Source organism: Pseudomonas sp. PDM28 (assembly GCF_019219115.1).
GTDB classification, from domain to species: domain Bacteria; phylum Pseudomonadota; class Gammaproteobacteria; order Pseudomonadales; family Pseudomonadaceae; genus Aquipseudomonas; species Aquipseudomonas laurylsulfatiphila.
This window is the reverse complement of sequence record NZ_JAHUWG010000010.1, coordinates 97573-113535: the sequence shown is the minus strand read 5'-3', so window position 1 is coordinate 113535 and position 15963 is coordinate 97573. Positions and strand designations below refer to the sequence as shown.

The following is a 15963-nucleotide window of genomic DNA, read 5'->3' as shown; positions in this document are numbered from 1 at the left end:
GCAGGGAAATGAGCGTGGAGTGCTTTGTCACGGGGGGGACCGGCTTCATCGGTCAACATTTGGTGGCGTACCTGAGTGCAAAAGGGCACACCATTCGGGTGTTGATGCGGCGCCCAGAGCGACTGGCTGCATTGCGCGAGCAAGTCGACAATTTGGGAGGTTGCGCGACCCGGGTATTTGCCGTGGCTGGCGATCTGGAACGGGACAACCTCGGGCTGAGTCTTCCCGACCGAGAAGTATTAAGGCACGCCAGAGTCATATTCCACCTGGGCGCCCACTTCGCATGGGGGCTTTCCGTGGAGCATTCTCGTGCGGTGAATGTGGAAGGGGCAAAGCGCGTGGCGCTGTTGGCGGCTGAGCAAAAAAGCCGGTTAGTGATGATCGGCGGCTACATGCTGAAAAATCATGAACATCTGCAACGCATCGGAATTGACCCTCGTTACCCGGAGCTGACGAACTGGCCTGCCGTCTACCGACATGTCGGTGGTTACGAGGGGAGCAAGCTGGAGGCGCATTTTGCGACCCTGGAGGTCATGTCCACCAAGGGCGGGGAGATTACCGTTGTCCACCCCGCGACGGTTTGTGGCCACAGCCGCACGGGGCATATCCTTGACGGTCAGCCGCTGGTGGAGCTGATACGCAACCTTGTGCAGGGAAAGCTGACTGCAGTGCCTGGTACCGCCGAGCACTGGCTGCCACTGGTTACCGTGGATTACCTGGTTGAACTGGTGGCGGTTTGTGCCTTTGATCCTGCCATGGCGGGCCAGGAACTGCTGGCGCTTGATGACCAGACTCCCAACTTGCGAGAACTCCTGGTACAGGTGGCACAACCTTTGGGCTTAAAGTCTCCCAAGCATTACATTCCACTCCGATTGCTGAAGTTGCTACTGAGTATTCCTCCCGTTGCGCGGCTTTTGAATACAAAACCCGAAGCCTTGGACTTTATCCAGACCACTCGTTTTGATACAACGGCGGTCGGGCAATTTGCCAACAGGCATGGAATAGCCAAACCGGATATACGTCAGTCTTTGCAGCACACTGCAACGTTCGTCAACTCATATTGCATAGCCAAGGGCCAGGCCCTCTGACTGCTCCCTTGGGGCTATCCACAAACTTTGCGCCGTCGATGCAGGGCGGCATTCTATCGAACGACCATTCAGCGACAGGGATCGTCAACAATGCAATCTACTTTCAGCAAAGGCGTCATATTCGCACTCTGCGCTGCGGCACTGAACGCAACGATCGGTGTACTCAGCAAAGTACTCATGAGTAATGGTTTCACCGCCAGCAGTGTCGCTGTCATCAAGACCGTACTGGGTTGCGTGCTTCTCTCGATCTTGCTGTTTTTCCTCAAGCGCCCGGCGCCGTCGATCAAATGGACTCAGGCGGCTATCTGCGCATTCCTTGGCATTTTTGTGCTGTTCCATTTCGAAACGTCCGCCTATCGACACTACGCTGCGGCAGGTGTGGTGGTGGTGCTGATGGCCAGTGCCTCAATTTCCTCGATCATTCTGGGGCGCATTTTCCTCAAGGATGCCATCACCGCGAACGCTACCGTTGGCGCCGCACTGGCTATCGCCGGGATCTCGGTGATCTTCGGCGGCGACCTGCAGCAGGGCTTTACCCTGCAAGGTGCTGCGCTCGCCTCCATGGCCGGCTGCGGCTATGGGGCCTTTTCGGTTGCCATGAAGCGTATGGGTGTGTCGGGGGGACTGCACTTCACCCGACAATTGTTGTTCTTTGGCAGCCTGTACCTTTTGATGCCGGCTGCGGCCGATGGTTTCTCGATAGGTGAGCTGTCACCGCTGGCGATCGCCGTGCTGCTGGCGCTGGCCACGCTGCCGACAATCCTGGGCTTCTTCTGCACCACCAAGGCCATCGAGTATCTCAAGCCATCCCAAGTGCAAGCGCTGGAGCTGACCGAGCCACTGTTCGCCGCGCTGCTGGCGTTTGTGGCGCTCAATGAAGTACCGCGCGAAAGCCTGTACGCGGGAGCGGCACTGATCATCGTCGGCCTGTGTTTCTCCAATGAACTCATCCGCTTGGGCAGCAAAACATCCGTCCCTTCGACCGAGTGAGCTATTTTCGGATCCTGATTACTTTGGCATTCAGTGGTTTTCAAGTGTTTTGAGCGGCTGACCGCTTCTGGCCGATTTGGACCATTCGCGAATGCTCGCTTTTGCCAGGGACGGATGACCAAGCCAAAAGGGGCATTGATCTGATCGGCCAAAGACGCTTCGATCCACCGAGCGGGGCTTCTCCCCCTGTTAATCCCTGTTAGCTGCCGAATTGAGTGCCATGACGATCCACGCCGCGCCGTTGATCATCACAGACCGCTCGCCGGGGAAGCCCGCGAAGGCGGCACGAACCGCGGTCGAGGCACGGGAACGGATGTCGTCAGGCTGATCAGCGAGCACAAGCGACAGCGGGCCGCCCTCGAACGCCATCTTTACCGCGTCGTCGATTGCGGCGTCCCGCGTCCCGCCCTCGCCGAACGGGATGGAAGCATCGAAGGGCGTGATAGTGACATCGGTGAAGCCGGCTGCTGTCAGGATGCGTGCCACCCGCTCCCGGTCGCCGAACGAGAATGGGCCGGGCGCTTCGGGGGCGGGCGGGGTGATCGGCGGGACGATCCCCTTGATCGCGCCCATCGGCAAGCGCACCCAATCGTTCTCGGCCATGCCGCGCCAGCAGACGAAAGCGACCCGCGCGCCCGGCTTGAGCGCACGGCGCATATTAGCGAACGCCGCCGTCGGATCGTCGAAGAACATCACTCCGAAGCGCGAGAACAGGATGTCGAACGCGCCCTCGGGCAATTCGGTGCTGCTGGCGTCCGCCACCTGGAACAGGGCTGGCGTATCCTGCGGCGTTAGTGCGCGCGCTCTGCTGATCAGCGGTTCGGATATGTCCACGCCTAGCACATGGCCGCCCGCACCGACGCGGGCGGCCAGATCCAGAGTAGACGCCCCCGCGCCGCAGCCGACGTCCAGCACGCGTTCGCCCGTGGCGGGCGCGGCGGCTTCGATCGCGACCTGGCCGAACACCGCCATCATGGCATCGAGCCGAGCCTGGTTGGCGACCCAGTACTCCCCGCTTTGACCATTCCAGTCGGCAACTGGATATGCATTTTGCTCTTTCATGCTATCTCCTTGTTCTGATTCGTTTGTAACTGGCTACCCTTTGATCGAGGCAAGGGGGAAAGGACGCTACTTGGCCCATGCCGCGATCCGTTCCGCGATCGCCTCAGGGGCCTCGATGTGCAGGAAGTGACCGACGCCGGGGACGACCTCCATCGCGTGCGGGGCGGCGAACCGATGTCGGTCGTCGACCTGCGGGGGAAGGATGCAGCCGTCGTTGGCACCATGAAGCTGCAACAGGGGCACCGCAATCGGCTGCGAAAGGCGGCGCGTCGCCCCAAGCATGCCGGGGCGCAGCATTGCCCGGTAGTACTTCAGGGGCGCGGGCATGCTCGCCCGCAGGTGCTCGCGTAGCTCCGCCTGGAGAGCAGGATCGAGGGAGAGGCCGGGCGACCACTGACGCCAGAGGCGGTGGATGAGGGCGAAATCGCGGGCTGTGACCATCCAGCCGCTTCCTGGCAGTTGAAAGAGCCCCATGTACCAGCTCCGGCGTAGCTGAGCGGGGTGCGTCAGCCGGCTCATGAACGTCAGTGGGTGAGGGATTGCGAGCGTGACCGCTCGTTCGATCTTCTCTGGTGCGGTGACGCAGGCATCATATGTAATCAGGGCGCCCCAATCGTGGCCAATCAACTCCACGGCTCGCCCCGGAGACCAGCGGTCGATCAGCGCGAGCACGTCGCTGGTGAGGGCTGCGAAGTCGAACGGCCCCGCGGTTGGGGACGGCGCGTAACCACGAAGCCAGGGGGCGACGACGCGACGTCCGCGGCGACCGAGCTCGGCAAGGAAGGGCTTCGCGGTCGGCGGATGGTCCGGGAACCCGTGCAAGACAAGCGTCGGTTGACCATCGGGATCGCCACACTGCAGCGCGTGAAAGGTGCCGTGTGGCAGGTCGAAGGTAACGTGTTCGAACTCCATGTGTGTCAGCCTTTTCCAGGAGTGGTCGGACGAGAGATGCTGATGCTGGCTTCGGTGTCTCTGGTTTTGGACATGTGCGTCTCCTCAGGCACCGGGTGAACTGCGGGGTCAGCCGTCCAGTCGGTTTTCGATGACACCGGCCCGCAACCTTCAGAATCCGATAGCCCGCGGCAACCGGAGAAGGGAATCTGTGCTCTCAAACCAGCATCGACTGTTGGGCGAAGATACCCGCCATCGCGCCTTGCCATGATGCCGTGGTGACCGAGGCCATGAGGGGATTGGCGAGGTCGCCGGCAGCGTAGACGCCGGGCATGCTGGTTTCGCGGCGCTCGTCGACCTGTAGGGCGATGCCCAGGGGTGTATCGACCGTCGCGAGGCCCAGTGATTCATGCAGGGGGGCGGACGGCTTGTTACGCGGATGCGCGAACAGGATGTCGACCGCGACAGAACGGCCGGCGTCGAGCCTGACGGTGGCGTTATAGCTCTCGTCATGGTCGATTTCGGTGATCCGGCCATCGACGACAGGGATGCCGCGGCGCGCCAGATCGGCCCGGATGTCGGATGGAATGTCGTGACCATTGGCGAAGACCGTCAACGTGTCGGTCCAGTCGTGGTACAGCCTGACGTAGTTGTGCGACGGCGGGCCGGACCAGACGAGGCCCCAATGCCGGCCGGCAACTTCAAAGCCGTCGCAATAGGGGCAGGGCACGATGGAGGTGCCCCAGCCTTCGGCAAAGCCGGGTAGTTCAGGCATCTGGTCGGCGACGCCATAGCTCAGGATCAGGCGGCGCGCCTTGAGGCTTTCGCCATCGCCAGTGAGGACGGAGAAATCGTCGATGGCGCCGGAGATACTCTCGGCCCGGGCAGTGACCAGCCTGACCGTTGGATAGCGCGCCAGCTGCTGCCGCGCCTCGGCCAGGATCTCCAGCGGTGGCTTGTGGTCGTGGCCGAGCAGGCCATGCGAGTGGTCGGCGAAGCGATTGCGCGGCAGGCCGGTATCGAGAACGGTGACCTTTCGGCGGGCACGGCCGAGCTGCAGGGCGGCGGCAAGACCGGCAAAGCTGCCGCCTATGATGAGGACGTCATTCATGGTGATGGGCTCCGCGTTGTGGATGAGGGGAGATTGGCTTGTACTTTTAAGATACTTTGAAGTACCATAATTCATGAATTAGAATACTGTCAAGTACTGGAATTTTTATGACCGAAAACAGCCAGGGCCGGCGCGGCCGGCCCGCTAACGAGATGCTTGGCCAAACAATAGTCGACGCCGCGTGCGAACTTTTTGTGGAGTTGGGTTTTCAAGCGACGACCATGGACAAGGTCGCCCAGCGGGCGAAGATCTCCAAGCTAAGCATCTATCGGCACTTCGAGAACAAGGAGGCGCTCTTCAGCGCGGCCATCGCGGCCCACTGCCAGCAGTTTGCACCACAGGCCCTTTTTGAAGGCTTCGACGGTTCGGCCGAAGATCAGCTCATGGCGGTGGGATCAACCCTGCTTCGCACGCTGTTGAGCCCGGACGTGCGCAGTGTCGAAGCCATGATCATGGCCGACAAGACGAATCAAAAGTCGTTAAGCAAGCGCCAATACGAAGCCGGCCCCGCCTATGTCATCGCCCAAATCGAGGCCCTGTTGCGTCAGTTGCACGCGAAGGCGGTTTTGAACGTGCCCGATCCTCTCCAGTCCGCCCGCTTGTTTGCCGCGCTTTTCAAAGGATCCGATCTCCTGATTATCGCGCGCTTCGATGAGGCGAGAGCAGAGGACGACAACGAAATCGAATCCTATTGCCGGTCGGCCGTCGACATGTTCATCGCCGCGCACGGTGGCAACGACCACGCGGGCGAATGAGCATTTGACTGCACCGGGCGGCTTGACCGGGGCTGTCGTCCAGGCGCTTCGCCATATTGGACCGGTGCGCGCCAATATGGCGACAGTATCGAAACGCTGCTTTGGTAGATCGCCTTCAGCATTTCACGAACTGGCAACTTCGTGACCGGGGGGCATCCCGACAAACCTTCACGATTCACCTCGCCCAGGGAAAGTAGGGCAGCAATCGTTCCGTCTCCTTTCTGACCACGGCGTAGCATTCGCAACTCAGCGCCTCGAGCCGGGCCCTGTCCAGGATCTTGATGTGTCCCCGACTGTATTCGATGACACCCAGGCGCTGGAGCTTGCCGGCGGCGTCGGTCACGCCTTCGCGGCGTACGCCCAGCATGTTGGCGATCAACTCCTGGGTCATGGTCAGTTCATTGCCTTGCAGGCGATCGAGTGACAACAGCAGCCAGCGGCACAGCTGCTGGTCGATGGAGTGGTGGCGGTTGCATACCGCCGTCTGGGCCATTTGCGTGATCAGGGCCTGGGTGTAGCGCAGCATCAGCAGCAGCATCTCTTCATGGCGGTTGAACTCGTCCTTGAGTTGTTGGCCGGGTAACCGGTAGGCATGCCCGGCACTTTGCACAACGGCGCGGCTGGGCGTGCTTTCGCCGCCCATGAAGACTGCAACGCCGATCAGGCCTTCATTGCCGACCACCGAAATCTCGGCCGAGGCGCCGTTCTCCATCACGTACAACAGCGACACGATGGAGTCGGTGGGGAAGTAGACATGCCGCAGGGCGCCGCCGGACTCATAGAGCACTTTGCCCAATGGCAGCTCGACCAGTTCGAGGTGGGGGAGCAGGCGATCCAGCGCTGGCGCCGGAAGCGCCGCCAGCAGGTAGTTCTGTTGTGGCTTGGGTACAGCAAACATATCAGCCACCCTTCAAGGGAGAATTCCCTGAGAGGGACAGGGTACTCCAAAGCGCGCTATGCGGGGCAGCGCACCGATGCAGTCGCTGCCATCTGCGATGCTCAAGGGAGCGACGCTGCCTCTGCAGCGCCGAATGTTGGAGGTTGTCATGAGCAAGCACATTGACCCGAATCTTCGCCAGGGCCCTGGCAAGCCCACTGCGAAACAGCCACAGAGCACGCCGATCCCCCGGCATGACAAGCCCGGGCAGGCTGCCAACCCGCCTGTACACATCAAACTGGGCGAGGCCGTGCAGCCGCACCACCAGGGCCCGAATCATCCAGTCTGAATCCAGGCCCGCCAGGAGCGCTGTCTCTCAGCGCTCAAGATCGGCTTCGACGGTTCTGTTCCACCCAGGGGTTTGGGGTTGCTGCGCTTTTACCGGGCATGTCACCAGGACCTGATGTTCTGTGCCGTCATCGAGCAATTCCAGCGCGCCATTGCCCAGCAACTCGCCGTCCAGCGTGATCGAAGCCGTGGTGCTCGTGCCGGGGCGTACATGGATTTGGTAATGCGTCGCCCCATAGCGGTAGCGCAGCGTGTAGCCAGGCCAGCCCTGCGCCAGCAGCGGTACGATGTGCAATGCAGTCCCGACCCGCTGCAATCCGAGCAATGACTCCACTATGAACCGGTACGTCCAGCCGGCCGATCCGGTGTACCAGGTCCAACCCCCACGGCCCGCATGGGGCGGCGTGCCGTAGACGTCGGCAGCCATGACATAGGGCTCGACCTTGTAGGTTTCGAGGCGCTTGGCGACTTCGTGGCCGGCGGGGTTGATCATGTTGAGCAAGCGCCAGGCCCTGATGTCGTCGCCAAGCTCGGCGAACGCCATGCCGGCCCAGACGGCGGCATGGGTGTACTGGCCGCCATTTTCCCGTACGCCCGGCACATAGCCCTTGATATAGCCGGGCTCGAGCGAGCCTGTATCGAAGGGCGGATCGAGCAGCAGGACCGCGCCTGTGTCGGGCCGTACCAGATGCTGCTCGAATGACGCCATGGCCGTGCGGCGCCGCGTTGGCGAGGCAGCCCCCGACAGTACCGACCAGCTTTGCGAGATCGAGTCGATGCGGCATTCGTCATTGTTGGCCGAGCCCAGGACCTGGCCGTTGTCGAACCAGGCGCGCCGGTACCATGATCCGTCCCAGGCATGCTCCTCCAGACTGGCCTGCAGCATGGCGGCCTGCTGGGTACAACGCTGGGCGAAAACAGGGTCGCCATGCAATTGGGCAGTAATGGCAAACTGCTGCAACACATCAAAGCTGAAGAAGCCCAGCCACACGCTTTCCCCTTGGCCCAGATGGCCGACGCGGTTCATCCCGTCGTTCCAGTCGCCCGTGCCCATCAAGGGCAGGCCGTGGCTGCCGCGCTGCAGGCCGTGTCCGATGGCGCGTACACAGTGCTGATAGAGGCTTTCTTCGAGGTGCGACTTGCCCGGCAGGTCGTAATAGGACTCTTCCCCTGCGTTGAGCGGTCGGCCTTCAAGGTAACCCACGGGTTCGGCCAGCACGCTGAGGTCGCCGGTGACGCTGACATAGTGGCTTGTCGCCAGCGCCAGCCACAGGTAATCGTCCGAACAGCCACTGCGCACCCCCCGATCGAGCGGCGGGTGCCACCAATGTTGCACGTCGCCCTCGGCATATTGATGGGCTGCGCACAGCAACAAATGCCCACGTACGCTGGCGGGATCGGCGTGGATCATCGCCATGCTGTCTTGCAGTTGATCGCGAAAGCCGATGGCCCCGCCGGACTGGTAATAACCACTGCGAGCCTGGAAGCGACAGGCGATCACCTGGTACATCAGCCAGCCGTTGACCATGACATCGATGCTCGGATCGGGGGTCTGAACCTGGATCACGCTCAGTTGCGAACGCCAATGCTCGCGTACCGCCTCGAGTTCTGCGATGGCCGCCCCCAGGCCTCGGTACTGTTGAACCAGGCGCAGGGCTGAGGTCGTGTCCCTGGCGGCACCGAGGCGGAAGACCACGTCTTGGTCGTCACCGTTGTCGAGGTCGAGGGCCACCTGAATCGCCGCACAGGGATCCAGGCCGCCGCCGGTTCGGCCCGACAGGCGTGCCTGCTGCAGTCCGGCTGGTGCCTTGAGGCTGCCGTTGCGGCCGATGAACTCGGTGCGATCACCGCTGATGCTGGTGGCGGTCGAGTCGGTATCGAGGAACGCCACCCGTTCGCAAAACTCGATCGAATAGGCGTTCCTGGCGAAGAATGCGCCGCTGCTGGGGTCGGCTTCCGTCACCACATGCATCGCCGATTTGCTGCGCAGGTCGCCCAGCACCCACTCGACATAGCAGGTCGTCGACAGGCGCCGGGCGCGGCCTGAACGGTTGCGAATCTGCAAGTGCGAGAACTTGATCGAAGCATCCAGCGCCACGTACACCCACAACTCGGTGTGGATACCGTCTTCGTCGTGCTCGAAGACGCTGTAGCCGAAGCCGTGCCGGGTGCGGTACGCGCCAATGCCGGGACAAGGCTGTGGCGTCACCGACCAGAAATGCCCGGTTTCTTCATCGCGCACATAGATCGCCTCGCCGCTGGCGTCGGTGAGCGGGTCGTTATGCCAGGGGCTCAGGCGAAATTCGTGAGCATTTTCCATCCAGGTGTAAGCGCCACCGCTTTCGGACATCACCGTACCGAAGTGCGGGTTGGCCAACACGTTGGCCCATGGCGCCGGCGTCGGCGTTCCCGGCTGCAAGGTCATGACATACTCGCTGCCGTCGGCACTGAAGCCGCCATAGGCGTTGCCCAGGAGCAAACCTTCGATGGCGGGCAGGGTAGCGGCCGCCTTTGCCTGGCGCTTGAGCATGGGCACGAATGCCGGGTAGGCCGGGCTGGCGTGACGCCGATGTACCTGCTCGGCAATGCCGCCGTTGCCTTCGCTCAGCACCAGGCGCGCCACCGACAGGATCAGCGTACGGTCCTCGTTCGACAACTGCTGGGCAGGACGCACGAAAATGCCCCCGGGACGGTCGACCAGCGAGGCTTCGCTGCCGGACGTCACCACCCCCATGATCAAGTCCTGGAGTTGTTGGCGATAGCCGGCCTGGTCTTCGTTCCAGATGACCAGGTCCACCATCAGCCCCTTTTGCCGCCAGTAGGCATGGGCCTTGACCATCTGGTGCACGAGTTCGATGTTGTCGACGGTGGCGATCTGCAGCAGAACGATGGGCAGGTCGCCGGAGATGGCCTGGCCCCAGAGGCTCGACTGATTCCGTCGGTTGGCCATCAGGACGCTGTTTTCCGCGCGCAACGAGGCATTGGCGTAGAGGATCGAGGAGGCCATCTGTTCGAACAGGCGCCCATCCTCCAGCGAGACATTGAGTTGACGCAGCAACACCTGGCTGTGGGTCCATGCCAGGTCGAAGACGCGGTCGGCGAGGTGCCGGTCGCGGTATTTATTGATCAGGTACAGGCAGTCCTCACGGCTGTCCGCGATGCCGGTCACCAGGTCAATGGTCGCCGTTTGTCCGGGCTCCAGGGTGATACGGCAGCGGATGGCCACGATCGGGTCCAGCACCGAGCCTGCGGTGCCGGACAGCTGCTCGACATTTCCATCGAGCGCCGCCGGTGCTGCCACGTTGCGTCCACGGCCGATGAAACGCGCTCGATCGGTCTCGTAGGAAATGGCGTCGATGTCCACGCCATGGGCGGCCAGCAGGTGGCACATCCAGGGGACGGCTTCCTCACTGGAGCGGCGCCTGCGGGTGCAGACGATGGCCTGCAGCGCCGGCAACAATTCGGTCTGCACGAACAGGTTGCTGAAGGCCGGGTGCATGGCATCACTGATTGCCGGCGCCAGGACCACCTCGGCGTAGGTGGTGATCTCCACGCTACGACGCACGCGACTGCGGTTGGTGATGTGCAGTCGGCGCAGTTCGATATCGTCTTCGGGGGACACGACGATCTCGGTGTGGGTATCGAAGTCGAGCTCGCGAACACGAAACTCGGCCCGGGCATCGCTGAAAATCGCTTCATGGCTTTCTGGCCGGTGCCGGGTCGGCTGGTGAGCCGAGGACCAGAATACGCCGCTGCTGACATCGCGCAGGTAGCAGAACATGCCCCAGTTGTCGCAGGTCGCGTCTTCATGCCAGCGGGTCACGGCGATGTCGTTGCAGCGGCTGTAACCGCCGCCGGCACTGCTGAGCATGACGTGGTAACGGCCGTTGGACAGTAGCTGGACGGCGGGGCGCTTGCGCCCGGGATCGGCGAACACTCGCAGCCTGTTTTCCTGCGCGCGTCCGTTTTCATCTGTGGCAGGTGCCAGGGTTGCATGCAGGTAAGGTGCGGCGGTTTTGGGGACGCGTTCCTGCAGCAACAGGGTGGTCGCCTGGAAGGCCGGGACCGACTCGAAGCGTCGCTGCATGGGCCGGTCCAGCAGCAGGCTGGTCAAGGCCAGCAGGCTCATGCCCTGATGGTGCGCCATGAACGAGCGTACGACCGCATAGCGCTGGCCGCGTGGCAGGCGTGCCTCGGTGTAGTCGACGGCTTCGTACAGGCCATAGCGGCCGGCCGACCCTTGGGCCGCCAGGCGTTGCAGGTTGCGGCAGGCGGCTTGCGGCTCGACCATCAGCGCCAGGGCGCTGGCGTAGGGCGCAATCACGGTGTCGTCGGCCAAACCGCGCTTGAGGCCAAGGCCAGGAACACCGAACGCCCGATACTGATAATTGAAGTGGGCGTCCAGGGTGTTGTAACCCGACTCGGACACGCCCCAGGGGATGCCCAACAGGTTGCCATGTTCGATCTGCAAGGCCACGGCGGCACGGCATGTCTGCTCCAGCAGCGTACCTTCGTAGCTGGGCATGACCAGGTTTGGCATCAGGTACTCGAACATCGATCCGGACCAGGAAAGCAGTACCGGTACCCCCCGATTGTTGCTGAGCAAGCGCCCGAGGGTGAACCAGGCCTGTTGCGGCAGCTGGCCCTGGGCGATGACCACGAAATTGGTCAGGCGAACCTCTGACGCGAGCAGGTCGTAGTAACCGTTGTCCAGCCTGCGCTCGTCGGCGTTGTAGCCTATCGAGAACAGGTCACGTTGAGCATCGTAGAGGAAGGTGAAGTCCATGCTCGCCAGTGACGCGGACAATTCGGCCAGGCGCTCAAGGTGGCTGATTCGTGCGCGCGCCAGGCGTTGTACCGCCTGCACTTGCGCCTGATCGGCGGGCAGCCACAGCGTGCAATCGAGCTCGGCCATTTGCCGCAGGCTGAGTGCTGTTGTCGGTGTCTGGGTGGGTGCCAATGGCAGCTCGAAGCGCAGTCGTTCTGCCCGCAGATCGGCACTCTGCGCCTGCAATGCCTGCAACCAGTAGTGTGCTTCTTCAGCAGCGGTGGCCGCCGTGTCGATTACCAAGGCATCCACCAGGTCGAGTACTTGCAGGAGGTTGTCCGGGGTGTCTTGGACAATCGCCGACGCCACCTTCGCACGCAGTTCAAGCACGGCCCGCTCATCGAGGTTGCCGTCCTGTAGTGCCTGCTGCAGCACATCGAGGGTGTCGCCCAGACCGCTGAGGGTGCGTTGATCGAACAGGGGCGTGTCGACCAACCCCAGCAGCCCCGGCCGCAGGGTGAGCAGCAGGCCCGCCAGGTTGCCGCTGTCCACGGTGGACACATACCGGGGCGCCAGCGGCAGGAGTGACTGGGTGTCGTACCAGTTGTAGAAGTGCCCATGGTGACGCTCAAGACCGGCCATGCACTCAAGCGTGGCCGTGACGCGTTCCAGCAGGCGCCCGCTACTCAGGTAACCGAAGTCGTGGGCCGCCAGGTGCGAGAGCAAGGCCATGCCCATGTTGGTCGGCGAGGTGCGATGGGCAATGGTTGGCTTGGGTATCTCCTGGACGTTGTCCGGCGGCAACCAGTTGTCCTCGGGGCCCATATAGCGATCGAAGAACGCCCAGGTCCGGCGTGACAGCATGCGCAGGAAGCGCAGGTCTTGCTCTGACGGGTCAAACCCCACCGGGGTTGTCGGCAGGCTGATCCACCAGGCAATCGCCGGGCTCACCAGCCACACCAGCAGCAACGGGGCCGCCAGTGCGAGTACATGGAGAGAGGGCAGCAGGGCCGCGAATAGAATCAGCGCCAGCGCAGGGGCAATCCACATGCTTTTGTACATGCCGGACAGATCGTTGCCACTGGAGCGCTCGACTTCACGAGACGGTTGCCATTGCAGCAGGCGGCGCTTGCTGATCAGCATGCGCCACAGTGAGCGGCCAATCGCATCGAAGCTCAACAACGCATCGGACGGCAACCAGACAATCGACAACAGCGCGCGCATGAAATGCTGGCCCGAGGTCCGTAATGCCGCACTCAGGTGTTGCCCCAATGGAATATCGGCAGCTTTCTGTACCAGTGCCAGTACCGACTGCAGCAAGGGTTGGAGAAATACCAGGATGACCACCGCCAATGTCCAGGAGACGGCCTCGCTCGAACCCAGCCAGCCCCATGCAAGCATGGCCAGGAAGGCGCCTGGCTCCAGGCTGCGGCGCAGATTGTCAAAAATCTTCCAGCGGGCAAGGTTGCTCAGAAGGTTGGGCGCAAATCCCCCCTGGGGTTTCGGTGCCCACGGCGAGGCCCAGTACAGCACTTGCCAGTCTCCGCGAATCCAGCGGTGTCGGCGCTTGGCATCGGCGCTATAGCGAGACGGGTATTCCTCATACAGCTGTACATCGCTGAGCAGCCCGCAGCGGGCATAGCAGCCTTCGATCAGGTCATGGCTGAGAATGCGGTTGTCGGGCAGGCAGCCCTCGAGTGCCTGTTCGAAGGCGTCGACGGCATAGATGCCCTTGCCGATGAAGGAACCGTTCTGGAACAGGTCCTGATAAACATCGGAGACCGCACGGGTATAAGGATCGACACCGGCATCGCTGCCAAACAGGCGGGCGTAGGTCGAGCGCGCCGTGCTGGGCAGGCTGATCCCCACGCGTGGCTGGAGGATGGCGTAGCCGCTGACGATCTTGCCGCTCTGCTCATCGAATACCGGCTGGTTCAGCGGGTGCATCATCGCACCGATGCACTGACGCGCGACGTCGCGTGGCAGCAAGGTATCGGTGTCCAGGGTGATGACGAAACGCACCGATTCCAGTGGCGCGACATCACCGACGATCAGTGCAAAGCGCTGCTGTCCTTTACCTCGCAGCAACGCATTGAGCTCGGCGAGCTTGCCGCGCTTGCGTTCATGCCCCATCCATACCCGCTCGGTCGCGTTCCAGTGCCGGGGCCTGTGCAGCAGGAAGAACCGGTCGACCTGGCCATCGGCATACTTGTGGTTGAGCGCCTCGATCAGTTGGCGCGCCAGGGTGAGCAATTCGGCATCCTCGGGCATCACCTCGGCAGGGGCGTCCATGAAGTCACTGAGCAGCGCAAAATGCAGGTTGGTATCGCGATTGGCCAGGAATCGCACTTCCAGGCCTTCCGCCAGGGCCTCGATGTCGCCGGCGTTGGCAAACATCGTCGGCACCGCCACCAGCGTTCGCGCCTCGGTCGGTATGCCCTTGCTGTAATCCAGGCGCGGCAACAGCGACGGGACTACCGTGAGCGTCACCAGCCAGTTGACCAGCCCGATCGCCAGGCGGCTGGTCATCAATAACGCGGGCACGGCGAGCAGGGCCAGGCACCACAGTGGTGTGCCGCTGTGATAGGCACTGCCGAGAAATGGCCAGGCCAGCAGCAGTGTCAGCAGCAGGGAAGGGCACAGGTAGAACTTCAACGGCGCACTCTGCAGCAGCCGCTTCCATCGCTCGTGCAGCGGCACGCTGGCGTGCAGCGCCTGCTCAAGGCTGAGCAACCCGTCAGCCACCAGGTAATAGCCCACGTGCCCGGTGACACCGGCCGTGGGCTGTGTGCTCGCGGCCAGTTCGAGGGTGGCTTGTGCCACCCTGGTTTCGGAATGCACGCAATGCCGGGCGAGGCGTTCGACCACATGGCGGTAACGATCACGGGTGGCAAAGTCCATGTTCGCGTAGATGCCTGCCGGGTCCGTACACAATACCTGCTCGACGTGGCTGAGCAGCTCGACGAACTCGCGCCAGTCGGTTGCTGCCAGCAACCGCAAGCTGGCGATGCTGTTGCTGATGGACACCTGGTCACCGGATTGCTGCTGGGCATCCATCTGCACCAGGCGTTCGACTGTAAGGCCGGACTCACCGAGCGTTTGTTCTATCCACGCCATGGGCAATATCAGCGCGGCGCTTTGTCCGTGCAGGCGGCGCGCCAGTTCTGCGACGAAAGGTGGCGTCATCGGCGGTGCCGATCGCGCCATGTCGGCAACGGTCAATACCATGCTCTTGGCGTCGCGCTCGGCCATTTCGATCAATCGATCGGCCCAGTCATCGGCAAGGTTGCGGTCATCCCGGTTGGCCATGACCCGGGAAGCCACGCGTCGCAAGTTCTCGATCAGCGCCAGGCGCAGCATGATCGGGATTGCCCATAGCTCGCCCAGGGTCAGGGGCGTGATGGTCTGATAAGAGGCGATGAAACAGTTCAGGCTGGGCGCGTCGACCCGGCCATCGCCGTGCGCGATGGTTTCCAGGGCGATGTCGTAGACCCGCGGCAGGCCTGCCGAAGGGCCTTCGGCCAGGCGCGGCAGCTCGCGGCTATAGCCGTCGGGCAGGTGGGTCCTGGCGGTACGGATGTTCTCTTCGATCAGGTAGAAGTTGTCCAGCAGCCATTCCGCCGCAGGGGTCAGGCGTCGGCTGGACAGTTGCACGGTCTTGAGCGCTGCGCAGCTACGTTCCAGAAGCAGTTGGTTGTCAGTCAGGCGGCCGAGCAAGGCATCCTTTTTTGAAAGGCGCCCGAGCAAATGCTGGCGTGCCAGCACGATGCCGTGGTCTGCCATCTGCTGCGCATTGAACAGGTCGGCACGCAGGATGGGCTCGTACTCGAACTTGTGCCGTGCTGCACTCCACCTGAGCCAGATGGCCGGTGAGCGCCAAAGGCTGGACAGCGTGCGAGTCAGGATATTTTGCATGAATTCCTTCGTACGACCCGCGCAGGGCAGGTCGCTTGTGGAATGAAGGCGGTTCTACGCCAGGCCAGGTGTGCGGGGCATTGCGCCACCGGGCGCTGCATTCCACCGACGAGTGTGGAGGATTCATCGCGGCGAAGTCTGTTCGCTAGCGAACATAG

Annotated in this window: 9 protein-coding genes; 4 read left to right on the top strand and 5 right to left on the bottom strand. The window is 62.5% G+C overall.

The annotated features are described in order from the left end of the window. The first annotated feature begins 8 nt into the window (after positions 1–8). Positions 9–1088 carry an SDR family oxidoreductase gene (locus KW841_RS22600; protein WP_218479834.1) on the top strand — a complete coding sequence of 360 codons (1080 nt, stop codon included), beginning with the start codon at positions 9–11 and terminating at the stop codon, positions 1086–1088. 90 nt (positions 1089–1178) lie between these two features. Further along, positions 1179–2078 (top strand): DMT family transporter, encoded by a 900-nt coding sequence (locus tag KW841_RS22595; RefSeq protein WP_218479833.1) that lies wholly within the window; start codon positions 1179–1181, stop codon positions 2076–2078. A gap of 189 nt (positions 2079–2267) precedes the next feature. Here KW841_RS22595 and KW841_RS22590 read toward each other — a convergent pair whose 3' ends face one another. The 3 genes from KW841_RS22590 to KW841_RS22580 all read right to left on the bottom strand — a co-directional run bounded on the left by KW841_RS22590 (position 2268) and on the right by KW841_RS22580 (position 5142). Then, on the bottom strand, positions 2268–3140 hold the full coding sequence (locus tag KW841_RS22590) for a class I SAM-dependent methyltransferase (protein WP_218479832.1): 873 nt from the start codon (positions 3138–3140) through the stop codon (positions 2268–2270). A 66-nt stretch (positions 3141–3206) separates the two neighbouring features. Then, positions 3207–4052, bottom strand: coding sequence for an alpha/beta fold hydrolase (locus KW841_RS22585; protein ID WP_218479831.1), 846 nt, complete (start codon positions 4050–4052; stop codon positions 3207–3209). 196 nt (positions 4053–4248) lie between these two features. Then, positions 4249–5142 carry an NAD(P)/FAD-dependent oxidoreductase gene (locus KW841_RS22580; RefSeq protein WP_218479830.1) on the bottom strand — a complete coding sequence of 298 codons (894 nt, stop codon included), beginning with the start codon at positions 5140–5142 and terminating at the stop codon, positions 4249–4251. A 107-nt stretch (positions 5143–5249) separates the two neighbouring features. Here KW841_RS22580 and KW841_RS22575 point away from each other — a divergent pair, with 107 nt between their 5' ends. After that, positions 5250–5897, top strand: a complete 648-nt coding sequence (locus KW841_RS22575) for a TetR/AcrR family transcriptional regulator (RefSeq protein WP_218479829.1) — start codon at positions 5250–5252, stop codon at positions 5895–5897. Positions 5898–6072: 175 nt separating this feature from the next. Here the strand turns inward: KW841_RS22575 and KW841_RS22570 are convergent, their stop codons facing one another. Beyond that, a complete protein-coding gene (locus KW841_RS22570) occupies positions 6073–6795 on the bottom strand; it encodes a Crp/Fnr family transcriptional regulator (protein WP_007977083.1) in 723 nt (240 codons plus the stop codon). A 148-nt stretch (positions 6796–6943) separates the two neighbouring features. Between KW841_RS22570 and KW841_RS22565 the strand changes: the two genes are divergently transcribed. Beyond that, positions 6944–7123 carry a hypothetical protein gene (locus KW841_RS22565; protein ID WP_218479828.1) on the top strand — a complete coding sequence of 60 codons (180 nt, stop codon included), beginning with the start codon at positions 6944–6946 and terminating at the stop codon, positions 7121–7123. Positions 7124–7150: 27 nt separating this feature from the next. Here KW841_RS22565 and KW841_RS22560 read toward each other — a convergent pair whose 3' ends face one another. Next, positions 7151–15805 (bottom strand): GH36-type glycosyl hydrolase domain-containing protein, encoded by an 8655-nt coding sequence (locus tag KW841_RS22560; protein ID WP_218479827.1) that lies wholly within the window; start codon positions 15803–15805, stop codon positions 7151–7153. Positions 15806–15963 lie beyond the last annotated feature (158 nt).